This is a genomic window from Alteromonas sp. NFXS44, assembly GCF_040148705.1.
Classification (GTDB): domain Bacteria; phylum Pseudomonadota; class Gammaproteobacteria; order Enterobacterales; family Alteromonadaceae; genus Alteromonas.
The window spans coordinates 718,009-740,611 of record NZ_JAGDEA010000011.1; the positions used below are offsets into that span (position 1 = coordinate 718,009).

The 22,603-nt window shown below is 49.0% G+C and carries 18 protein-coding genes; 9 read left to right on the forward strand and 9 right to left on the reverse strand.

Annotation, left to right across the window (positions count from 1 at the left end):
• Positions 1-6 precede the first annotated feature (6 nt).
• The 6 genes from J3369_RS16880 to J3369_RS16905 all read left to right on the forward strand — a co-directional run bounded on the left by J3369_RS16880 (position 7) and on the right by J3369_RS16905 (position 9,189).
• A complete protein-coding gene (locus tag J3369_RS16880; RefSeq protein WP_349589036.1) occupies positions 7-1,023 on the forward strand; it encodes a LacI family DNA-binding transcriptional regulator in 1,017 nt (338 codons plus the stop codon).
• Positions 1,024-1,176: 153 nt separating this feature from the next.
• Complete coding sequence (locus tag J3369_RS16885) at positions 1,177-2,421, forward strand: MFS transporter (RefSeq protein WP_349589038.1); 1,245 nt, start codon at positions 1,177-1,179, stop codon at positions 2,419-2,421.
• Between the two features lie 9 nt (positions 2,422-2,430).
• A complete protein-coding gene (gene treF, locus J3369_RS16890; RefSeq protein ID WP_349589040.1) occupies positions 2,431-3,981 on the forward strand; it encodes an alpha,alpha-trehalase TreF in 1,551 nt (516 codons plus the stop codon).
• A 179-nt stretch (positions 3,982-4,160) separates the two neighbouring features.
• Positions 4,161-4,730: a DUF2780 domain-containing protein gene (locus J3369_RS16895; RefSeq protein ID WP_349589043.1), complete on the forward strand. Its 570-nt coding sequence runs from the start codon at positions 4,161-4,163 to the stop codon at positions 4,728-4,730.
• Positions 4,731-4,814: 84 nt separating this feature from the next.
• On the forward strand, positions 4,815-8,000 hold the full coding sequence (locus J3369_RS16900; protein ID WP_349589046.1) for a DUF748 domain-containing protein: 3,186 nt from the start codon (positions 4,815-4,817) through the stop codon (positions 7,998-8,000).
• A 127-nt stretch (positions 8,001-8,127) separates the two neighbouring features.
• Positions 8,128-9,189, forward strand: a complete 1,062-nt coding sequence (locus tag J3369_RS16905) for an NAD(P)H-dependent flavin oxidoreductase (protein WP_349589049.1) — start codon at positions 8,128-8,130, stop codon at positions 9,187-9,189.
• Between the two features lie 87 nt (positions 9,190-9,276).
• Here J3369_RS16905 and J3369_RS16910 read toward each other — a convergent pair whose 3' ends face one another.
• Positions 9,277-9,678 carry a type II toxin-antitoxin system death-on-curing family toxin gene (locus tag J3369_RS16910; protein WP_349589052.1) on the reverse strand — a complete coding sequence of 134 codons (402 nt, stop codon included), beginning with the start codon at positions 9,676-9,678 and terminating at the stop codon, positions 9,277-9,279.
• The gene (locus tag J3369_RS16915) at positions 9,678-9,848 is read right to left on the reverse strand and encodes an acetyltransferase (protein WP_105934978.1); all 171 of its coding nucleotides are present in this window, start codon (positions 9,846-9,848) and stop codon (positions 9,678-9,680) included. The genes J3369_RS16910 and J3369_RS16915 overlap by 1 nt, the downstream gene beginning before the upstream one ends.
• Before the next feature lie 179 nt (positions 9,849-10,027).
• Between J3369_RS16915 and J3369_RS16920 the strand changes: the two genes are divergently transcribed.
• Positions 10,028-10,636: a tyrosine-type recombinase/integrase gene (locus tag J3369_RS16920; RefSeq protein ID WP_349589055.1), complete on the forward strand. Its 609-nt coding sequence runs from the start codon at positions 10,028-10,030 to the stop codon at positions 10,634-10,636.
• A 159-nt stretch (positions 10,637-10,795) separates the two neighbouring features.
• Entirely contained in the window at positions 10,796-11,908 is a 1,113-nt protein-coding gene (locus J3369_RS16925) for a hypothetical protein (protein WP_349589057.1), read from the forward strand.
• A 298-nt stretch (positions 11,909-12,206) separates the two neighbouring features.
• Here J3369_RS16925 and J3369_RS16930 read toward each other — a convergent pair whose 3' ends face one another.
• The 5 genes from J3369_RS16930 to J3369_RS16950 are packed head-to-tail and all read right to left on the reverse strand — an operon-like array spanning position 12,207 to position 18,690.
• Positions 12,207-13,655, reverse strand: a complete 1,449-nt coding sequence (locus J3369_RS16930; RefSeq protein ID WP_349589059.1) for an efflux transporter outer membrane subunit — start codon at positions 13,653-13,655, stop codon at positions 12,207-12,209.
• A gap of 13 nt (positions 13,656-13,668) precedes the next feature.
• Positions 13,669-14,787, reverse strand: coding sequence for an ABC transporter permease (locus tag J3369_RS16935; protein WP_349589061.1), 1,119 nt, complete (start codon positions 14,785-14,787; stop codon positions 13,669-13,671).
• A gap of 3 nt (positions 14,788-14,790) precedes the next feature.
• Positions 14,791-15,936 (reverse strand): ABC transporter permease, encoded by a 1,146-nt coding sequence (locus J3369_RS16940; protein WP_349589064.1) that lies wholly within the window; start codon positions 15,934-15,936, stop codon positions 14,791-14,793.
• On the reverse strand, positions 15,926-17,698 hold the full coding sequence (locus J3369_RS16945) for an ATP-binding cassette domain-containing protein (protein ID WP_349589066.1): 1,773 nt from the start codon (positions 17,696-17,698) through the stop codon (positions 15,926-15,928). Before J3369_RS16945 ends, J3369_RS16940 begins: the two co-directional genes overlap by 11 nt.
• 2 nt (positions 17,699-17,700) lie before the next feature.
• Positions 17,701-18,690, reverse strand: a complete 990-nt coding sequence (locus J3369_RS16950; RefSeq protein WP_349589069.1) for an HlyD family secretion protein — start codon at positions 18,688-18,690, stop codon at positions 17,701-17,703.
• A 119-nt stretch (positions 18,691-18,809) separates the two neighbouring features.
• Between J3369_RS16950 and J3369_RS16955 the strand changes: the two genes are divergently transcribed.
• On the forward strand, positions 18,810-19,439 hold the full coding sequence (locus J3369_RS16955) for a CerR family C-terminal domain-containing protein (protein WP_349589072.1): 630 nt from the start codon (positions 18,810-18,812) through the stop codon (positions 19,437-19,439).
• Positions 19,440-19,466: 27 nt separating this feature from the next.
• On the opposite strand, the gene dld is transcribed toward J3369_RS16955, so the two are convergent.
• The gene (gene dld, locus J3369_RS16960) at positions 19,467-21,200 is read right to left on the reverse strand and encodes a D-lactate dehydrogenase (protein ID WP_349589075.1); all 1,734 of its coding nucleotides are present in this window, start codon (positions 21,198-21,200) and stop codon (positions 19,467-19,469) included.
• Between the two features lie 56 nt (positions 21,201-21,256).
• Positions 21,257-22,567, reverse strand: coding sequence for a DEAD/DEAH box helicase (locus tag J3369_RS16965; RefSeq protein WP_349589078.1), 1,311 nt, complete (start codon positions 22,565-22,567; stop codon positions 21,257-21,259).
• Positions 22,568-22,603 lie beyond the last annotated feature (36 nt).

Sequence of the window (22,603 nt, forward strand, 5' to 3'; positions counted from 1 at the left end):
CGTGTTTTGAAATCTGAGCGTAACCTTACATTGTCTGATCTGGCCCGTATTGCAGGGGTTTCCACCTCCACCGCGTCGCGGGCGCTGAACAATAACCCGGTGATTAAACAATCCACCCGGGAGCGCATTCAGGCTCTGGCAAAAGAGCATAATTTCAGCATCAACGCTGCCGCCAGCCGGTTACGCACCCAACGCACCAATGTGGTTGCCGTTATTCTCAACCTCATAGAACACACAGAACAAAGCATCAATGACCCTTTCCTGCTCAAGGTTGTGGGCGATCTGAATCAGGCTTTGAATGACAAAGGCTACGAGTTACTGTTATCGAACTCATTCATGGCGACAGACGACTGGTATAACTACTTTATCAACAGCCGCCGGGCTGACGGCCTGATTGTGGTAGGCCAGGGGAAAAGCGAACAGAAAGCCATAGATGCAGCCAAAGCCGGTGCGCCGCTGGTAGTCTGGGGCGATCCTAACAGCCAGTCAGGCTACCCCATCATTGGCAGTAATAACCGGCTGGGCGGTAAATTAGCCACGCAACATCTTATTGAAAGTGGTCACAAGCGCCTTGTGTTTTTAGGCGATACCGGTCACGCAGAGATGGGTGAGCGCTACGCGGGTTATGTGGAAGCCCACAACGAAGCTGGTCTGGAGCACGATACAGCGCTTATCTTTCCTATCGATCTCACCAGTCAGGCGGCCTACAACAAGATCAATGAAACCATTTTACAGCACGGTCTTAATTTTGACGGCATTGTGGCGTGTAGTGATATGGTTGCTCTTGGTGCGCTCAAAGCACTGAAAGAGCGCTATATCGCTATCCCGGGCGAGGTAGGCATTGTTGGTTTTGATGATATTGCCATGGCAGAACTGCTTCATCCGGCGCTGACGACCATCCGCCAGAACACCCGTGAAGCCGCCAGTGTGATGGTGACACAACTGCTAAATCAGCTGAACGGCAAACCGGCCTTTTCAGAAGTTATCGATATTGAACTGATTGTTCGCAAGTCCGCATCATAAATTCTCTTTTAATTTAACCTGTTAGCGCTGAACATCTGCATCCCGGCTGACTGAATTTTGGATTAATATTGCCTTCAACCCAAATGCAAACGATTGCAAACAAAAAATTCACAAGCTAGACTATAATCGGTTTTATTAACGAGAATTAAACAAATGCCACGCCTGCTAACGATAACCGCCATTGCAGCAAGTTACTTTGTCTTCGCTATTCTGCTTAACAGCGTGGGTACTGTGATCTTGCAATCTATTAATACCTTCGGGATTTCCAAGCCTGAAGCTGCGACACTGGAAGGGTTTAAAGATTTAACCATCGCATTTGTTTCCTTCCTTGTGGCTTCATTTATTCCCCGGATTGGTTACAAGCTGGCAATGATGGCCGGATTGTTACTTGTGTCTGTGGCCTGCTTGCTGACCCCGGTCACCGGTGAATTTATTGCTGTCAAACTGCTGTTTGCCAGTATCGGCGCAGCGTTTGCACTGGTAAAAGTGTCGGTTTACGCCCTGGTAGGTTTGCTCTCTCACGATACCCGCTCCCACTCTTCTCTGCTGAATACTATCGAAGGCATATTTATGGTGGGCGTGCTGAGCGGATACTGGATTTTCAGTGCCTTTGTTGATCCGCTTAACCCCTCATCCGCAAGCTGGATGGAAGTGTACTACTGGCTGGCCGGGTTACTTGTCATCACATTTTTACTGGTGCTGTTTTCGCCCCTGCCGGCGCCGGATGCCGCTCATAAAGAGCAATCTGCAGCGGCGGCTTTCACTGGTATGATAAAACTTGCCTGGCAGCCCCTGGTGATCATTTTCGTATTTTCGATTTTCCTGTATGTATTGATTGAACAGGGGATCGGCAGCTGGTTACCCACCTTCAACAATGAAGTGCTGCACCTTCCGGTAGATATCAGCGTGCAGATCACCAGCTTATTCGCTTTGTCTATTGCACTGGGCCGCCTGTTAGCAGGCCAGGCACTGCGTTTCATCAACTGGTTTCCCTTTTTACTTGGCTGTGCGGTATTAATGGCAGTTCTGATTTTGATCACATTGCCGCTGGCTCAGGGTCATCAGAATGATGCGGTTTCATCACTGTTCGATGCGCCGGTTGCGGCTTTCATGCTTCCTCTCATCGGCTTACTGATGGCGCCCCTCTACCCCATTTTAAATTCAGTGATGCTGAGCGCGTTGGACACCCATAAACAAGCCGCTATGACCGGTCTTATTGTTGTCTTTTCTGCACTGGGCGGTACAACCGGCTCTCTGATCACCGGTTATCTGTTTGAACATGCCGGCGGTCAGCAGGCGTTCTATATGCTGCTTGTCCCTATAGCCGGCATCATTGCTTCAATTTTTCTGTTTCGTCAGATCTCATCCAAAGATCAGACGGCCATCGCTTCATGTTAAAGGATACCTATGGAAGTTTCAGCGTATCTTGCAAAAAGCCACCAGCTTTTCTCAAGTCAATTATTTCATCGTGTGCAAATGGCAGGACTGTTTGCTGACAGCAAAACCTTTGCAGATGCGGTACCCAAACAGCCTGTAGAGGCTGTGCTTGCGGCATTTGATACACAACAGCTCGCAAATGATGACGCGCTGCGTAAATTTGTACATGCACATTTTGATTTACCGGAGCAGGCGAAAGAACCGGATGTTCAATCGGATGATGTGAATACTTACATTGAGAAACTGTGGCCACAGCTTACCCGCCCCTGCAGCACGGTAACCGAAGGCTCTTTGTTACCCCTTCCCTGCCCGTACCTGGTGCCCGGTGGTCGTTTTCGTGAGATCTATTATTGGGACAGTTACTTCACTGCGCTGGGGCTGATGGAATCCGGCCATGTGGAACTGGTGCGCAATATGGTGAATAACTTCATCGCATTGCAGCAAAATGTGGGATTAATTCCCAATGGCAGCCGCACCTATTACAACAGCCGTTCTCAACCGCCAGTGCTGGCACTGATGGTCAGACAGCTTTCCCAGATAAGCAGTGACAATGCCGATTTAGATGCATTTTACTTGCAGGCACTAAAACGGGAACACGCCTTCTGGATGAACGGTTATGAAGACATCAGCGACGCTACCACTGCCATCCAGCGGGTGGTTCGCATGCCTGACGGTGAATTGCTGAACCGTTTTTGGGACGACAGTGCCACTCCCCGGCCGGAATCCTACCGTGAAGATGTTGAAGCGACAGCCAATATGAACAATGAAGAAGCCTGCGCATTCTATCGAAATATCCGCGCTGCATGCGAGTCGGGCTGGGATTTCAGTTCCCGCTGGCTGGGCAAGACAAACGACCTGCTCACCATTCAAACCACCGATATTGTGCCCGTAGATTTAAATTGCCTGATGGTCATCCTCGAACAGACCATTGCCTCACTCAGCCGGCAGGTTAACGGCGGGCAATGTCAGGAAGCGCAGTTGTGGGAAGAATTAGCAAAGGCCCGCGCATCGGCGGTCAACAAGTATTGCTGGCAGCAGGACGCCGGTGTGTATGTTGATTTCAATTACAAACTCAGTGTGCAATCAACGGTGCACGCTTTATCAACCGTTTTACCTTTGTTTGCCGGTATTGCAGACATACATCAGGCGGCTGCAGTAGCCGGTGCACTGGAGACGCGGTTTCTTAAAAATGGCGGACTGGTCACCTCTTTATGTGAAACCCGTCAGCAGTGGGATGCCCCGAACGGTTGGGCGCCGCTTCAGTGGTTTGCGGTACAGGGATTACAGTCATATGAACACAACAAGCTAGCCGGTGAAGTGATGTCCCGCTGGTTAAATACGGTGGATACCTACTACAAAGCCAACCATACGCTGATGGAGAAATACAATGTGGAAGATATTGCCACCTCTGCCAGCGGCGGCGAATACGAAGTACAACATGGCTTCGGCTGGACCAATGGTGTAACGCAGGTTTTTGCCAAAGCGCTGCGTACCGGCACGCCTGCCAGCCCTGCTTTGTAAAAGCATTTGCATTACCCCGCATTGCCCGTTAAGGTTGCCTCAACAATCAACGGGCAATGCTTCAGTGTTAACGTGATCCCTCATTAGTTAGCGTCTCTGAAGCCGGACCATGTGTCTGTCCCTCTGCTCCTGTCATACTTTTCACTATTACACCCTCACAGGGTGACTCCGGAGTTTTTATGAAAGTACAATCTGTTGCCGCTCTGGCTGCACTGGGATTTATGTTATCGGCCCCTGTTCATGCTGCATCATCATTGCAGGATTTAAAGAAGGTGCTCACGAAGCCCGAAACCACAGAATCCGCAACGGCCAGCGCATCTGAGTCAGTAGATTTATCAGGTTTAATCAGCTCAGTGAGCAGCAATTTAGGTGTAACTGAAGCGCAATCGGAAGGCGGACTGGCTTCTCTGTTTAATTATGTGAAAGGGAACCTGTCTGGTACGGATTACAGTGAACTTGCCGGCAACATTCCCGGTCTGGAAGGGTTATTATCCAGCGTACCGGAAACATCCGGTTCTTCATCTTCAAAGTCTGATGCACTATCCGGTCTGCTGAATAAGGCGTCTGAATACAGCAGCACGGCAAAATCCATCAACGATCTGAAGCAGCAGTTTGAAGCACTGGGTCTGACGCCGGAAATGATCAGCAGCTTTGTCTCTCAGGCCAGCAGCTATTTCAAGAGTGAAAATAACACCGAAACCCAGTCTATTTTCCAATCAGGACTGGATAATTTGCTCTCCGCCCTTTAGGGTAAAACCTCTCATTCATGCAGAGCAGACTGGCAACATCATGGTTGCTGTTCTGCCTGCCGGCTTCTCATTTAATAGTTAATCATGCATTCAAAGAACCGGATCTCTTCTTTCAGCCGTAAACCCCTGTGGCTTCGTCTCTCCGTTTACTTTCTGTTAATTTATATCACTTATGCGCTGCTAGCGGGCGTGGTATTACCTGCGGTGCTGAAGGCCACCGTGCCGGATAAACTCACTGACATGCTGGGGCGGGAAGTCACCGTTAAAGACATCTCAGTCAACCCGTTTTTATTGCGGGCTGAAGTCAGTGACTTCAGCATTAAAGAAGCTGAGCGCGACGAAAACTTCTTTGCCTTACAGGCACTGACCGTCGATCTGGGTTTCTGGCAAACGCTGACCAGCTTTACGCCCACTGTTGAAAATATTGCCTTGCGTGCACCCTACGTGCAATTACATCGCTTAACCGGCGGAGAAAATACACGGCTGAACGTCTCTGACATCATCGATACGCTGGCAAAGAATGCGCAACAGGAAGAGCCTGAAACAGCCCCGGAGGAACAGGCTGGTATTCCACACATCAGGCTGAATCACTTTACACTGCAAAACGGCCACATTTTACTTAGCGACGCAGTCACCGGTGCCAGGCTGGATTACCCTGAACTGGACATCACGCTTACCGGACTGGACACGCTGGCCACTATCACTGAACAGTCCGGCAAATCAGCAAACAGCCCCGAAGCAGAAAGCAGTGAGACAGATAACGCTTACGCCTTCCAGCTAAACACGGCAGAGGGCGGCAAAGTCAATCTTAAGGGTGATTTTCAGCTTTCACCGCTGGTGTTTAACAGCAATATCCGTTTGTCGGATATTGCACTGGCGCCCCTGTGGCCACTTTCAAACGACATAATAGATGTTGAACTGACAGACGGCCGTGTTGATCTCGCGCTGGCGTTCTCGTTATTTGAGGACAACGCGTCACTGAATGTAACCGTGAAAGACGGCAGCTTCGGATTACACTCTCTTACCCTTGCCCGTCAGGACGAGCCGAAGATTACCGTACCGGAACTTGCCGTAGACGGCATAGAGGCAAGCCTTGCGGATAAATCTGTCAGCGTTGATAAGATTGCTGTAGCAGACATGCAGGTAAATGCCCTGTTCGATGATGATGGGCTGGATTTACAGCGCTATCTTTTACCAGATACGGCGCCTTCAACGGGCAGCACACCGCCGGTAACGTCAACGCAGGCATCCGGTTCCGCCGGCAGTACCTCTGCTCACACGCCGGCCGGTGAAGAAGAATCAGGCTGGCATGTTGTATTAAATGCCTTTGAATTTACCGGCGGTGAAGTCGCACTGAACGAGAAAGCCATTGCTGACAATATGTTCTGGCGGGTTTTCAATATAAACCTGACAACAGGTCCGGTTGACAGTCAGTTTACCTCACCGGTTCATTACAACTTAGCCCTGTCCACCAGCGGTAATGCCGGAGCTTTTGCTACAGAAGCCACCGGTACGTTCCGGTCTGAAGGCGACATTGATGTAACGGCACAGCAGGTAAAAGGTGCACTGACGCTGGATGATTTCCTTCTCTCGCCGCTGCAACAATATATCTCGCCCTATGCGAATGTGATAATGGAAAGCGGACGCCTCAGCACGCAGTCCAGTTTTACTGCTGACGCATCAGGCACAGCAGACATTAACGCTTCTGTCAGCCTTGCTGACCTTGCCATTCTGGACACACAAAAGAGAGCGCCATTGCTTAAGTGGCAAGCTCTTGACGTCGCGAATCTTGCGTTCAGTACAACGGCGAATACATTGAGCATTGATAATGTGATGCTGCGTGAGCCGTTTGCAAAGCTGGTTATTGACGAAAACAAACACACCAATATCAGCGACATTATTGTGAGCCGCCCTCCGGCAACAGGAGACTCCGGCGCGGCAAGCGAACAGGCTGCGCAGGAAAACAAGGAAAGCGACACGCTGGAGAAGACAGCAGATGAAAAATCACAACTGGCCATTACGATTAATCAGATCAGCATTGAGAACGGTAACGCCTACTTTGCCGATAACTCGCTGACGCCCCGCTTCGCTTCGGGAATAGAATCGTTAAACGGCACCATCAGCCAGCTGGATTCTGCATCAGGGAAGGCTGCTGCCGTGGATATCGCAGGCAAAATCGATAACTATGCGCCGGTATCACTCAAAGGCAATATAGACCCGTTCAGCGACGCCCTAAACCTTGATTTGATGTTCTCGGTAAGCGGTGCTGAGTTAACTTCAGTGAACCCGTATTCCGGCACCTACATGGGGTATTACATTGATAAAGGGCTGTTGTCTCTGGATGTACAATATAAGCTTCAGGGTGATGCGCTGGAAGGCGATAACCATGTGGTCATCGACCAGCTTACGCTGGGTCAGAAAAGTGACTCTGAGCAAGCCTTAAGTCTTCCTCTCGGGCTTGCCGTTGCGCTTTTACAGGACCGCAACGGTGTCATTGATTTAGGCCTGGAAGTCTCCGGTGATGTTGACAGCCCTGATTTCAGTTTTGGCTCGATTATCTTGAACGCCATTGGCAACCTCATCACTAAAGCCGTAACCGCTCCCTTCTCTTTCCTTGCCAACTTAGTGGGCAGTGACGATACCCTCAATGAGGTAACATTTGCTGCCGGTAGCAGCGAGCTTGATGATGAAGCCACAGCCACGTTAACCACACTGGCTAAAGCGCTGAAAAAGCGTCCCGGCCTGCGATTGAATATTGAAGGAACAGTGAATGCAGTAGCCGACGCTGGCGAACTGGCAGAAAAAGCTCTGCAAGAACGTTTAATGACGTTGTCCGGTTCCGGCGCACTACCGGCGAACATGACTGCCAGCAGCTATCCCGTCGAAGGCCCGCTATCTGATGCGCTCAAACAGGCGTTTACTGAAACATTGGGGATCACGATAGACGAAGAGCGGGCTAAAATCATTGCTCAGCTTACGCCATCACAAAAAGAAAACGATGCCTCTGAGCAAACAGAACAGACACCTTCAGAGGTAGACGAAACCCAGGTTCAACGGGCATTGCATATTGCCATGTACAACTCCCTGCGCAGCAATATCGATATTTCCCCGGGCCAGCTGGCAGAACTGGCAAACTTGCGCGCAAAAGCGGTAAAACGTTATTTAATTAACGATGCCGCCATAGATGCCAACCGCCTGTTCCAGCTAAACAGCCGGCATCATTTGCAGGAAGATGTGAGTGGCGCAACGCTTACACTGGAAGCAGATTAAAGAGTGCAATAAAGAAGATTGGTAAACAATGTAACATCACCACGGTAATGATCGGCCAAGTAGAGGCGTGGCCGTTCCAGCCCCTTTATGTGAGAATATCATCTGTCAATTAGTCGCCGGGATGCATATGCAAAAGCAGAACAGGTTTTGTTCCGAAGTGGGTATTCAGTACCCAATTATTCAAGCTCCAATGGCCGGCGTGGCTACCCCACGCCTGGCTGCAGCGGTGTCGAATGCCGGAGGACTTGGCTCTTTAGGGATAGGTGCCAGCGACGCAGAAAGCGCAAAACAGCGCATCGAAGAAACGCGGGCACTCACTGACCAACCATTTAATGTAAATGTTTTCTGTCATGAGCCCGCCATCCGCAACCAACAAGCAGAAAATGCGTGGTTAACACATCTTTCGCCGCTTTTTGCAGAGCTGGACATGGCGCCTCCCGCAAAGCTAAATGAAATTTATAAATCATTTATAGAAGATGACGATGTCCTTGAGATGTTGCTTTCAACGAAGCCAGCTGTCGTAAGTTTTCATTTTGGTTTACCACCAGGCGAGACAATCAGCGCACTAAAAAAAGCGGGCATTTATACAATTGCCACTGCAACCAATCCGGACGAAGCACACTTAATCGAGAGAAGCGGCGTAGATGCGATAGTGGCTCAAGGCATTGAAGCGGGCGGACACCGTGGAGTGTTTAACGTAGACTCCAGAGATGAGAAGCTATCCACGTCCGTATTAACGGGAAAGCTTGCTCAGGCGTGTGATTTGCCGATCATTGCAGCCGGAGGTATTGTTGATGGTATGGGTATAAAAGCAGCGATGAGTTTAGGCGCAGACGCTGCACAACTTGGCACCGCTTTTATCCTTTGTCCTGAATCTGCCGCATCAGATGACTACAGAGCAGCATTAAAAAGCGACAGATCACTCAAGACACAACTTACCAGTTCCATTTCAGGTCGCCCTGCCCGGGGCATCGTTAACCGTCTTATAACTCACTGCCAGAGCCTTGAAGATGCAATTCCGGCATCTTACCCGTTAGCTTATGACGCCGCTAAAAAATTGCATAATGCCGCATCAATAAAAGGTATTAATGAATTTGCAGCATATTGGTCCGGACAGGGTGCTCCGATAAAGAGGGAGCTTCCGGCAGAAGATCTCATCAGGTTACTTGTAAAAGAAAGTGGCCTCTGATTTTAAAGGGGCGGCTTTGTAGTTACGTATTTTGGTCAGAAGCGGACATCAGCAATACCGTGAAGGACTGGTAAGCGTAGGTAAATTTCAAAGTTCTGAGTTTTGTTCGAAAATATATTGGGAATAAAGCAAGTCGGCAAAATCTGACTCATCAATTTTTCCGATGACTAAGTCTCTGATTGCATCTGCAAAGAGAGCATTGTCAGCGGTTAACTCAAAATCATTGAGCGACAAATACTCCAGCGCAACGGCCAGACCTGTTCGCTTGTTAGCATCAGGAAGTGAATGAGAAAGTGCAATTGATGCGGCATATTTTGCAGCGATTTCGAAAATGTCATCTAAACCTGAATAGGCAATAGCATTATCAATTCTGCCTAAGGCACCCTGAAGTTTGTTGATATCAGCAGCGCCCTTCATGCCTGGTTCGTTTTCGAGAATGAACACGTTAATCTCTATCACGCGTTCAAAGGGGAAGAAAATGAGATCCATTACATATCAGCGAGTTTTTCAAACGTACGCTTGTGTGTTCTTAAAACCAGCTTAGTTTCAGACTTCACAATTTGCTGACCAGACTCACCGGACAAATCAAGTTTCTTGCTGGCGGCGATTTTAGGGCGCTTAACAGCTTTCACGCCGTATATTTCAATCTTTGTATTCATAAACACCTCTAACAATATGACAGCTATTATACATCCGATTCAAAGATAAGAAAATCGGGCACACAGGTACAAATAAGTGGTCTTTAGTTTACAGCTTATTCGAGAGAAAAGAACGTCACAACTGCCTGTTTCAGGACTTCCGGCCCATACTACAAATTATTAATTATCGGGAGATTGCTATGACAGCCGCTAGCAAACCTTGGAACAAACACCGAATTATTGGGCAGAAGAGACCGCTTAAGATCTCTCACATATGGGGGATCCGAATCCGATTGGAAATGGAAGACAACAAACGCGATTTAGCATTATTCAACATGGCACTGGATAGTAAACTTCGCGGATGTGATTTGGTCAAGCTGCTCGTATCGGATGTCATGTCGGGTGGCGTGGTAATGCGACGCGCACTTGTGACACAGCAAAAAACAGGCTCTCCGGTTCAGTTCGAAATTACTGAGGGCACGAGAAAATCGGCTCTGGACTGGATCAATTTTAAGGGTCTCAATTACAGTAATTATTTGTTCCCATCAGCAAAAGTCCCTGGAGAACATATCTGCACCAGGCAATATAACCGTATATTCCACAGCTGGATTGAAAAACTAGGTCTCGATCCTACGCTTTACAGCACGCATACGATGCGAAGGACTAAGGCTTACCTGATTTATAAGAAAACGAAAAATCTACGCGTGGTTCAGTTGCTACTCGGTCATAAGAAGCTTGAGAGCACCGTGAGGTACCTTGGGATCGAAGTTGATGATGCTCTGGATATTGCTGAATCGCTTGATATTTGAAAACGTGATAATCAGAACCTCGCCCACGTAAGCCATTAGAAAGCTCTGCGGGAGCGCCTTTTGGTCAAAAGCGGTCGTTTTGCAAGGTGCACGACATGACCTTGTGCCCTATTATTGGGGTTAGCTTAACAAAGGACCTGATTTTAACGGAGGGGCTTCGTGTTCGAACCGCAAGATAGAATAATATCAATGGAAGTTCGCCAGACGGATATGAGACAGGGAGTTGATACGTTTGTTGTTAGCGCTGTATCAGTAGATGGCGTATCGAAATCGCATCAATTTCTGATGAGCCAAACAGATAAGCTTGAATTTTTTAGAACATTAGCTGCAAGTTTGGACATGGAGATTACATATAAACCTCATCTTCAACTTCCAATGTCGCCAGTCATAGAAGATCATCCAACATTTAATACACCTGCTGATGAACAGATTAAATGGAGATACATGAGCTACTCTAAGTTTATGAGTCTGATTTCTTCAGGAAGCCTGTGGTTTGCCAGAGCGGATATTCTTCAGGCAAGTGACCCAATGGAAGGGAGGGTGCCGGAAGCGCAAGTAGAGGCAAATAACGAATACTTGAGGTCGCTTGATTTTGCTCCAATGACTGATGGACAAGGTAATGAGGTTTTCAGTTCTCAGCTAAGGGGTGAACACAGTGTGGTCATGAATGCGAGGCGTGAATACTTCGAGCGTTATCACACTTTCATTAATTGCTGGCATATAGGTGACGTTGAAAACTTTGCTATGTGGCGTGTATACGGTGAAGATAAGAATTGCTTAGCAATTAAGTCCACCGTCGGTAATCTACGAATAGCTTTGGGAGAAAGTAATAATTACAGAATTTACGCTGGGGCAATGCACTATGTTGACTATTCTGACCCTGAAGTAGTTAAGGGACTTATGCCCAATGGCTTCGCGAAGTACCTTAACAAAAGCCTGTTCTATAAGTACGAGGAAGAGCTTCGACTAGTATTTTCGGATGACGGAGCAGTTTCAGATCTAATTCCAAATGATGTTAAATACCACGATGAGCCTGACGACAGTGAGATAAAGGATATACCTGCTGGTGTTAAAGTTCCCGTTGATGTCAATCAACTTATCAATGACGTTGTGCTTGGTCCTGATTGTGAGCCTTGGTTTATCGAAATGCTGCGAGAACTAAGTAAGCGGGAAAATACTGAAGGGCTGATGGAAAGGTTAGGAATGCTTAACATCAAGCTATCAGGTGTTAAGGATTACCAAATACCTAATCCTCCTGATATTAATTGGTAGTTTTATAGAGAGGGCGAAGGCGATAGACCAGTCTGCTTGGGTTAGGATGTACTAGCTCAGACCTGATCTGACAGTTACCCAGTTTTTCTGGTGCCAGCGTCAGATTAGATTTGAGCTAAATTCTTCTCAGCTAATTCAGTTAGGACGTGTGGTAACAATTGCTGGGATAGCGTCTTACATTTTGCACAATGCCTGCTATTCGCTCATTTCAGACACCCCCCCCCCATTAAGTCTTAGTCTGACCCGGACCTAAAGAAAATCAGCTCAGTGACGTGTTACTACAAACAAACATGCACACCTAAAGCGATGCGCCTCCCGTCGCTTTGTACACGCTAAGCTGGCTTAAGGTCACATTCAACTGAGATTGAACGTGACCAACCTTCGCATCTAACCATTGTTGTTGCGCCATCAGAACAGGCAATTCACTGGTCAGGCCGGCTTCTGCGTCTGTTTTTGTCAATGTAAGTCTTTGGGTTATGCGGGACAGCGCTTGCTGACTTTGCTCCAGTTGTCTTCCGGCGCTGTTAGCCTGCGCAATGGCACTGTCTACTTCTGTCCATGCCGATAATACTTGCTTTTGATACTGCACAATCGTCTGTTGTTGGGTAATTGATGTGATCTCAACCTGACGATGAAGTTGGTTCCGGTTGAAGAGTGGTAAGTAAAAGCCCGGGCCAATTTGCCAGGTTCGCGACGACCAGTCGGATACCGCACTACTGCTTAGCGCTTCAATGCCCACATTTCCTGTTAACTGGAATTGTGGGTACAGCGCCGCTTCTGCAATGCCTATTTCTGCGGTCGCCGCTCTTACTTTGGCTTCTGCGGCGCGAATGTCGGGGCGCTGCCTTAACACACTGGAAGGCACGTTGAGCGTAGAGAGCACATATTCATGAAACGCATCGTGTGGCGCTTCCAATAAAGGCGCCAAAGCACCCGGCTGTGCGCCCACCAACAGCGACAGCTGATTAGCTAACACGTGTACTTCACTGCGCTGACCGTCCAGCGTACCGTTTAATTGATGAATTTGTGCTTGCAACGCTAAACGTTCTGATTCATCTCCCAATCCTGCAGCAATCCAGGCCTCTTCTATAGACAATTGAGTATGCAGATTTGCCAGTTTTTGTTGTTGCAACATCAACACAGCTTGCTGGGCACGGAATTGTATATACCGACGCATTAATTCCGTTGTTAACGACAAACGTAAATCAGCCAGTTCGCTTGCTGCCAGTGTTTGCTGAGCATCTGCTGCATCAATCTGATTAGCTACTTTTCCCCACAGGTCAGGTTCCCAACTGGCATCAAAGCCCGTTGAGTAAACGGTAAAAGGTGATGCCAAAGCATCTATCAGGGTATCCTGTTGCTCTCCGGTGGCCGACAACTTGATAAACCGTGTCATACTGCCGTCTTCACTCAACCGCTGCCTTTTTACACTGCCTGAAAAGCCAGCCTCCGGCTCGCCACCGCTTCCGGCTACCTGCCGGTAAACACGGCTGCTGGCGAAATTCAGCGCAGCCACCTGTAAGCTCTGATTGTGCTTTTCTAACATACTGTGAAGCGTCATCAGCGTCTTATCGTCGTTTAGCCAACGCGACTCGGTTTGGTTTTGTGTTTGACCATCCATGCCTTGCAAAGTCGGCCACGTCATTGGTATCGCCACGTCAGGTTTTTCATACTCAGGCCCCAATTTCGTGCATCCCGACATGGCAAGTACACTGATGAGCGTGAAAGAAATAAGCGAAACTTTCATGTGATGAATGTCCTTATGAAGTCCGGTGTCTGAAAAGCCAACTGGCTACCGGCAGAGTAATGGTGGCGATAATAACCAGCGGGATCATCTCCTGATAAACGTCAGCAAACGTTGCCCCTTCAAGATAAACACGCCTGACAATATTGACCGAAAAACGCAGTGGATTAATGTAGGTAATATCCTGCATTAATTCAGGCATGTTGGTCAGCGGCGTGGCAAAACCCGACAACAGCATGAGCGGCATGAGTAAAACAAAGGTATACAGCATGGCTTGCTGCATATTCAGAGAAACAGCAGAGATAGACAGCCCGATCCCCACACTTGCCAGCGTAAATAAAAACAGTCCGATGTAGAGCGTCGACAACGCCCCCTGAAAGGGGATTTCAAACCAGTACCGGCTGATAAGCAGCACCAGCGAAGATTGAATAAGCCCTATACATACCGACGGCAGCGCTTTGCTGATTAAGATTTGCGAGGGTAAACTGGGCGTCACAAGTAACTGATCAAATGTGCCCTGCTCACGCTCTCTGGCAACGGAAAGCGCGGTGAGCATCATGGTTTGAATCATGCTCAGCGCGGCAATCATTCCCGGCAAAATAAGCCAGCGCGTTTCCATATTCGGGTTAAACCAGGCGCGGGTTTTCACCTGCACTGGCAGCTGTGCACCGAGATCTTTTTCCGCATTATAAGACATGGTAATGGCGTTAAAGCTGCCCAAGGCCGCGTTAGCTGTTGCAGAATTCCGGCCATCAACAATAAGTTGTATCTGGCTACTTTCCCCGCGGGATAATTTATCTTCAAAGTCAGCGGGAAAATACACCACCATCAGCGCCTTTTGATTACCGATAATGTCAGCAATTTCATTGCTTCCTGACAACGTAGCCACCTGATTGAACAGACCGGCACCTCGCAGTTTCTGCAGTACCTCATGGCTGGCCTGACTGTCACTTTGATCGAGCACGGCATAAGGCACCTCTTTCAAATCAAATGTGGCGGCATAGCCAAACAGCAGTGTTTGCATAATGATTGGCATGATCAAAATGACGCGGCTTGAGGGATCTTTTAAAACAGAGAGAAATTCTTTCTGACACAAATTGAAGATAAGAAAAAAATAGCGACGGACACTTCCCATAGTTTAATCCAGTGTCTTTTTAGTGAGAAAACGGGCAAGACTGAGTAACACCAGGGCGTACACTGTGAGCAGCCCCAAATCTTTAATAATTACGGGCCAGAAATTACCGGCCAGAAACACTGTTCGCAGCAGTTCAATAAAATACGTAGCGGGCAATAAACTGCCAATAACATGAACACCGGCGGGTAAATTACCTAAATCGAAAATAAAGCCGGAAAGCATCATTGCGGGCAGGAAGCTGGCGAGAATGGCAATCTGGCTTGCCAGAAACTGGTTGCGCGTCAGTGCCGAAATAAGTAGCCCGATCGCTAATGCCACCAGCATGTATATCACCGACCCTAATACCAATACCCAAAACGCGCCCTGAATGGGTACATGGAATAGAAAAGTCGACGCCAGCACACACAACACCAGGCCGATGATACCGACACCAAAGTAGGGAATAATTTTAGCCAGGATGATTTCGGTAGGCCGGACAGGGGTAACAAAAAGTGCTTCCAGTGTTCCCCGCTCCCACTCCCGGGCCATGACGAGCGCCGTGAGAAACGTGCCCACCAATGTCATGATAAGTACGATAAGCCCGGGCACGATAAACCATGTGCTGGTGTTGGCATCGTTGAACCAAAGCCTGGGTACAACAGTCACGCCTCCGGAATGCTGCGAGTTTGCACCAAGGCGGTCTTGCTGTTTTGTTGCCCACACCCCGGTGAGCGTAGAGAAATAACTACTTATCGAAGAGGCCCGCGTTGCGTCGCTGCCCAGCACGATAAGCTGAATGTCTGCATTTCCGGTTTTTAATTTACTGGTGAAAGTGTCATCAAGAATGGCAATGGCTTCAACGTCCCGCGCGCGCAATGCTTGTTCAGCTTGTTGCAACGAGGTCATTTCACTGGGTTTGAAATAAGGCGACAGCCTTACCGTTGAAACAAAGTCGTTGGTCTCGGGTGTAGGCTGGGTTGTCACCACGGCTAATCGAATATCTTTCACATCCAGCGTAACACCAAAGCCAAAGATAAAAATGAGTGCGATGGGTAAGCCAATACCAATCAGTAAATTACTTTTATCACGTAATAACTGCCGGGTTTCCTTTTTTACCAATGCCCACAGACGAACCGCAAAGGCGCGAACAGCACGGGACTTAGTTAACATCAGCCGCCTCCTTGTCTCGTTTTTGTCGACTTTGCGCAATGATACTGATGAACGTCTCTTCCATGCTCATCGCCGAATCGCCGTCTATGCTTGCGCGTATTTCCTCAGGCGAACCCATGGCGAGCTTTTTCCCTGCATCCTGAATCAAAATCTTATCGCAGTATTCAGCTTCTTCCATAAAGTGGGTGGTAATAATAATGGCTGTGCCGGTTTTTGACAGCGCCGTGATACGTCGCCAAAAAGCCCGGCGCGCTAATGGATCAGCCCCGCTGGTGGGCTCATCAAGAAATAAAATATCGGGCTGGTGCATAAGGCTGGCCGCCATGGCTAACCGCTGTTTGTAGCCTCCGGGTAATGATGCACTTTTTTGCTGCACATGAGAGGCTAAATCAAATTGAGAAATCACCCGTTCAATGGCTTGTTTTCGCTGCTTTCCCCACAGTCCGTATGCACCCGCAAAGAAGCGCAGGTTTTCATACACGGTTAAATTGCCATACAACGCGAATTTCTGTGACACATAACCAATGCGGGAACGTGCACCGGCAGCGGCAGTTCGTAAGTTTTTTCCTGCTACGTCCAGCGTGCCTGATGTGGCGGGTAACAATCCGCAGAGCATCCGAAAGGTTGTTGTTTTTCCCGCACCATTTGGTCCTAATAAACCAAAGATATCACCGGGATAAACTTCAAAAGACGTTTTGGCAACTGCCGTAAAGTCACCAAACTGTTTAACCAGCTCGTTAACAGACACGATAGGCTTATCGTGGGTTCGAGATTGCCCGGTATGTTGGTTTTGCTGCGCCAATGAGGATACATCCACTGCGGCGGGTTTAATATGAGTCTTCAAATGCATCATAAACGCATCTTCCAAGCGGGGAGGCACAGATTCTGACTGCGCGGCCTTTACCTGATGCGCGATGGCTTTCATATCTTTGTCTTGATGTAACACGCAGCGTACCCGCCCCCCTTGAGGGACGGCATCGATTACGTCCTCTTCGTTATCAAGCAGTGCACTTTGTAAATCCCGTGGCTTTTGGTTTGATGAGGGGGTCACCACAAAACAGCGATCCTGTGCATCCTGCTTCAACGTATCTGGCGCACCTTTAGCCAGAATAGTCCCGTCGTTCAGCAAGTACACCTGATGACACCGTTCTGCTTCATCTAAGTAAGAGGTACTGACCATCACGGTGAGCGACTCATCTTCCACCAGTTGGCTGATAATTTTCCACAATTCTTGCCGTGACAGGGGGTCAACGCCAACAGTGGGCTCGTCAAGCAGTAAAAGCGCGGGCGAGCGCACCAGCGTGCAGGCCAGACCGAGTTTTTGTTTCATGCCGCCCGATAAGTTTCCCGCCGGCCTTGAGGTGAAAGCAGAGAGATTCGTCATAGTCAGCAGGCGCTCGTACCGCGCCTCACGGGTTGCTTTATCCACGCCATGTAAGTCTGCGTACAAATCCAGATTTTCCTGTACGCTTAAATCTTCATACAAACCGAATCGCTGAGGCATGTAGCTAATTAAATTTTGCACCTGCTGTGCGTCTGTCGCCGTGTTATAGCCAAGCACACGTAAGCTGCCATCAGATGGAAGCATCAACCCTGCGACCAGGCGCAGCAGCGTGGTTTTTCCTGCACCATCGGGTCCAACCAGGGCGGTGAGCTCCCCTTTCTTTGCTTCGAGATCTATCTGTTTAAGGGCTACGGTTTGCCGGCCGTCCTCATTAAATTGTTTAACCAGCGCGCTGGCGCTCACCACCGGTTCACTCATGGTTAACGTCCGTCGTTAGTGAGCATCACAGTGGCAGGCATACCCAACTTAAGGGTATTGTCAGTATCATCAACCCTGACCCGAACCTCATAAACCAGTGAGGTGCGCAAATCCTCTGTTTGCACATTTTTCGGCGTAAATTCAGCGACAGAAGAAATAAAGCTGATAGTGCCTTTGATGGTTTGACTTAGCCCGTCAACATGAACATCAACGGCTTCACCTACCCTGGTGGTCGCCAACTGGGTTTCATTAATATAAACCCGTATCCACTTGGGTGACGTTAACGCCAACGTGATAACAGGGCGTTGAGGGGTGGCAAGGTCGCCGGGTTCCATCAGTCTTGCCCGCACTTCACCATCGCTGGGGGCGAGTAACACTGTGCGGCTAACCTGTTCAGCCAGTAAGGCTTTTTGTGAAGCCAGCACTTGTAACTGCGCTCTGGCCTGATCGATGTCTTCTTTTCTGGGCCCCTCTTCAACCAGTGCTAAACTGGCCTTCGCCTGTGCAAGTGCTGCCTGAAGCGCAACTACCTGATCCCTTGCCTCATCAATATCCTGTTGGCTTACGCCCTTTCCCTGTGTTTTGCTGTCAACTGATTGCAGTCTTTTAAGCCGGGCTGATGCAATATCCTTATTCGCTTGTTGCTGCGCCACCACCGCTTTTGCTTGTGCTATCTCCTGGGGTCTTGAGCCCGCCTGCAACTTTGCCACTAACGCTTCCTGAGCGGCAATTTGCGCATTGGCCTGCGTTAACTCAAGGTTTGGCACGGTGTCATCCAGCCTGGCAATAACCTGACCCGCTTTAACCACATCCCCCTCTTCGACATTTACTGCTGTTATCCGCTCAGACTGGGTGAACGATAAAGACACCTGACGGATATCGACATTCCCGAACAGTTTTGTTTGTTCAGCCGCGCGTTCTGGCCAAAATGCATAGACGGAAACTGCCGCCGCTACCGCGACGACAATGAGTACAGCGAGCTTTTTGTTCATAGAGGGATTCACTTGTTAAGCATCAACGTATAACACAATATGAAATTCAAATTTGAATTTCAACTAATTCGACGGTAAAGTGCCTGATAATTTACATAAGCGACCTGGTGATGAAATAAATGCAAAACCGAAAGGGCCGTGCCGATGGTGAAGAAACGAAAAAGCGTATCTTCGCTGCTGCCGCCGAATTATTCGCTCAACGGGGTTATCACAACACGTCAGCCAAAGATATTTGCAGTGCAGCAGGGGTGAATGCCGCGGCAATCAATTATCATTTTAATGGTAAAGATGGGCTGTATGAGCAGGTATTTTCTGCGGCGATAGAACACTTCCTGCACCTGGATTTTTTGCGGGCATTAAATGAGAGTCACGCAACAGCGCAAGACAAGTTGGACGAACTCATTGAGCATGTGGTAGCCAACATTCTGGAAGAGCGAAGCTGGCACGGAAAAGTGTGGGCACGGGAAATTGTCACGCCATCCCCCATGATTAATACGGTGTTAGTAAACGAAGCTCACACAAGAGCGAGCATCATTAAGAAGATGGTGATGGAGGCCAGCGATTTTAATGCACCCGACGATGACGTTACTCCTGTCTACGCCTTATTCACATTATTGGCACCTTGCATGATGCTGATGATAGTCAACCCGGAGTTGCCTACGCCGATCCAGCCTATCTTTTCACGCCCGCAAAGCGAACTTGTCGCTTACATTAAAGGCCTGGTGAGAAATCAGTATCCCGCTAAATAGCATACAGGCCCGCCGGGGTTGGCCACCCTAATCGTGACCACCACAACAGCTGTCGCTGTGCTCAGCCCAGTTTTTCAGTTTTGTGGTTTTACCGATCCCCGGGTTAAAGCTGTTGGTCGGGTCGAGCTTGCGATAGAACGACTTCAGCGCGTCTTTGGCAAAATACTCATGCCCCACGTTATGCTCTGCGGGGTACTCAGCATTCCGCGCATCGAAGGTCTGCAGTATTTTGTTTTTCAGCACTTTCGCATCCGCGCCTTTCTTCAACACGTAGTTCTGGTGCATAACGTGGCAGAACAGATGGCCGTAATAGAGTTTGGTATCAACCTGCTCATCGATTTCTGCCGGCAGCTCTTCAAACCAGTCGGGATCGTTACGGCGTAATGCCACATCGATTGTCATCATCGCACCCACATTTTTGCTGTTCATAATGTGGTAGCGGCCGATAGCCCCACCGGCAACAAACCGGTGCAGTATCGCTTTATCCGCTTCTTCTTCAGTACATTCGAAATAGCTGCCTTCATGGGTTTTAAAGAAATTATCCAGGTACGCACGGGCTTCATCTACCCCGTCGTTACTCATTTCTAAAATCCAGTGATGCTGATACTTATCACGATACACTTCCATGCGGGCCGGCAAATGGCCCGGGAACAGATAACTTAAGTACTGCATGGTGCGGTCTGACATTTTGTTTGGCAAAAAGCCCAGTTTGTCAGTGAAGGCATCGAACTTACGTTTAAAGGCAAACAGCTTAGGGATGAATTTCGCCCCCAGTTTGCTGATGACGATAAACATATCTTTACCGTACTTCTTCGATACGTCGTAGCAGTCGCGGTGCAGATATTCACCGGAGTCCGGCAGGTTTTTAAAGGTAGAAAGAATATCCCGGCGGATTTGGGTGAACATAGCGGCATCATTGGAGCCTACATAGAACACCTGCTTTTTGTCCGGAATCGGAAAGGTATCAAGGCGTACAGCGAATACTGCCAGTTTACCCGCACAGCCACTGGCTTCATGTAAGCGGCGGCCGTCATTGTTAAACCGTGAAGGCGTGTCCGAATTAACATCCCGCACCCGCTCATCGTACTCGTTGTCAGATGCTCTCAGCTCAGGGAAAGCCACATCGTCTGCTGCGTAGTTTTGCTGTTGCAGGTTGGTCAGAATTTCTTCCGGCGTATCGCCCAGTTTGATGCCCAGATTATTCACCAGCGACAGCTTGCCGCTCTCATCAATTTGGGCAAACAGGGACATTTCTGTATACGCCGGGCCACGTTTAACCAGCGCACCGCCGGAGTTATTGCAAATCCCGCCGACAATAGATGCGCCGATACAGGACGAGCCAATCACCGAATGAGGCTCACGGCCATAAGGCGCGAGCTTCTCTTCCAGACCAAACAGTGTGCTGCCCGCCAGACCGACAATTTGCTTACCTTCGTCGATCAGCTGTATATCATCAATACGCATGGTGCTGATGATCACCAGCGGACGGTCGTAATCTTTACCATCCGGCGTTGACCCGCCGGTTAAACCGGTATTGGCAGCCTGCATGATAACGGCCACATCCGCTTCCACACATAACGTCAGTACCCGCCAGATTTCCACTAATGTTGCCGGGCGAACCACGGCCAGTGCTTCACCGGAACCGAAACGAAATCCTTTACAATAAGGCTGTTTCTTTTCTTTATCGGTAAGTAAGTGGGCTTGTCCAACGACGTCGCCTAACGAGGAAATCAAAGACTGTGTATCGATTTGTCCGCTCATAGGTCTCTCTGGCAGGTTGTACTGACGAAATTTCAGGCCACGCACTATACACTAAATTAAGAAGCGTGCGAACCCGTTGACGCCCTCGCAGGCTTTCTGCGGGCTGGCCTGCGGCGGGATGGCGAAGCCTTGGCTTGCGGCTTTTTATCCCCGGCATTTGCCTCTTTTTGCTGTTTAGGCTTCTTCGGTTTCTTAGGTTTTTTGGGCGCTGACAAGGTAGTCTCTGCTAACTTAAGATCCGGCTCAAATCCGCTTAAGGTTTCCCGCGGCAGCAACTTCTGGATAAGGGTTTCAATATCCTTAAGTTGTTGTAATTCATCAGCACTGACCAGTGACCATGCCTGACCGCTGGCACCGGCACGACCTGTCCGGCCAATGCGGTGCACATAATCGGCTGCGGTATTAGGTAAATCCAGGTTCACCACCACCGGTAACTGGGCAATATCAATACCACGTGCTGCAATATCTGTTGCCACCAGCACATTGACTGTACCGTCTTTAAATTCGCTCAGTGCACGGGTTCGGGCGCCCTGGCTTTTGTTGCCGTGAATGGCAGCGCTTGGAATACCGGAATTGGTCAGGCGGGTAGCAATCCGGTTAGCACCATGCTTGGTACGGGAAAAGACCAGTGTCTGACGCCATTTCTGCTGCTTAATCAACGCAGTCAGCGCGCCAACCTTCTTCGATTTATCCACATTGACGAGGATCTGCTGAACCTCTTCCACGGTGGTGTTCGGAGGCGCAACGGAAATCTTAACTGCTGACTGAGTAATCGATTCTGCCAGAGCCGTCACGGTAGGCGAAAACGTGGCAGAGAAAAGCAGGTTCTGACGTTTGGCCGGCAACAGCTTCAGCACACGTTTGATGTCGTGAATAAAGCCCATATCCAGCATGCGGTCGGCTTCATCAAGCACAAGTACTTCAAGCTGATCAAATTTCACCGCGTTTTGCTGGTACAAATCCAACAGACGTCCCGGCGTGGCTACCAAAATATCAGTACCGCCACGCAAGCGTTTCATTTGCGGGTTGATACCGACTCCGCCAAATACCACGGTAGTTTTTAAATCCAAAAATTCATTGAAGCCACGGATATTGTCTTCTACCTGCGCGGCTAATTCCCGCGTTGGTGTCAGAATCAACGCTCTGACATTGTTACCACCTGGCTTTTGCCCTGAAGACAGTTTTTCCATTATCGGTAGTGCAAAGCCTGCTGTTTTACCTGTACCGGTTTGCGCGGCAGCCAGTACATCTTTACCGGACAGAATGACCGGAATAGCCTGGCTTTGAATAGGAGACGGAGACGCAAACCCAAGTGCGGAAACCGCTTTTAATAACGGTGCACTTAAGCCCAGTTCAGAAAACTGCATGAAAACCTCAAAGAATGGAAAAAATGACTTACAGAA

Excerpts from the sequence above, each read along its gene's own strand:
- J3369_RS16885 (WP_349589038.1), top strand. The coding sequence starts at position 1,177 with ATGCCACGCCTGCTAACGATAACCGCCATTGCAGCAAGTTACTTTGTC.
- J3369_RS16920 (WP_349589055.1), top strand. The coding sequence starts at position 10,028 with ATGACAGCCGCTAGCAAACCTTGGAACAAACACCGAATTATTGGGCAG.
- J3369_RS16930 (WP_349589059.1), bottom strand. The coding sequence starts at position 13,655 with ATGAAAGTTTCGCTTATTTCTTTCACGCTCATCAGTGTACTTGCCATG.
- treF (WP_349589040.1), top strand. The coding sequence starts at position 2,431 with ATGGAAGTTTCAGCGTATCTTGCAAAAAGCCACCAGCTTTTCTCAAGT.
- J3369_RS16915 (WP_105934978.1), bottom strand. The coding sequence starts at position 9,848 with ATGAATACAAAGATTGAAATATACGGCGTGAAAGCTGTTAAGCGCCCT.
- J3369_RS16940 (WP_349589064.1), bottom strand. The coding sequence starts at position 15,936 with ATGTTAACTAAGTCCCGTGCTGTTCGCGCCTTTGCGGTTCGTCTGTGG.
- J3369_RS16955 (WP_349589072.1), top strand. The coding sequence starts at position 18,810 with ATGCAAAACCGAAAGGGCCGTGCCGATGGTGAAGAAACGAAAAAGCGT.
- J3369_RS16950 (WP_349589069.1), bottom strand. The coding sequence starts at position 18,690 with ATGAACAAAAAGCTCGCTGTACTCATTGTCGTCGCGGTAGCGGCGGCA.
- J3369_RS16895 (WP_349589043.1), top strand. The coding sequence starts at position 4,161 with ATGAAAGTACAATCTGTTGCCGCTCTGGCTGCACTGGGATTTATGTTA.
- J3369_RS16900 (WP_349589046.1), top strand. The coding sequence starts at position 4,815 with ATGCATTCAAAGAACCGGATCTCTTCTTTCAGCCGTAAACCCCTGTGG.
- J3369_RS16905 (WP_349589049.1), top strand. The coding sequence starts at position 8,128 with ATGCAAAAGCAGAACAGGTTTTGTTCCGAAGTGGGTATTCAGTACCCA.
- J3369_RS16965 (WP_349589078.1), bottom strand. The coding sequence starts at position 22,567 with ATGCAGTTTTCTGAACTGGGCTTAAGTGCACCGTTATTAAAAGCGGTT.
- J3369_RS16935 (WP_349589061.1), bottom strand. The coding sequence starts at position 14,787 with ATGGGAAGTGTCCGTCGCTATTTTTTTCTTATCTTCAATTTGTGTCAG.
- J3369_RS16910 (WP_349589052.1), bottom strand. The coding sequence starts at position 9,678 with ATGGATCTCATTTTCTTCCCCTTTGAACGCGTGATAGAGATTAACGTG.
- dld (WP_349589075.1), bottom strand. The coding sequence starts at position 21,200 with ATGAGCGGACAAATCGATACACAGTCTTTGATTTCCTCGTTAGGCGAC.
- J3369_RS16945 (WP_349589066.1), bottom strand. The coding sequence starts at position 17,698 with ATGAGTGAACCGGTGGTGAGCGCCAGCGCGCTGGTTAAACAATTTAAT.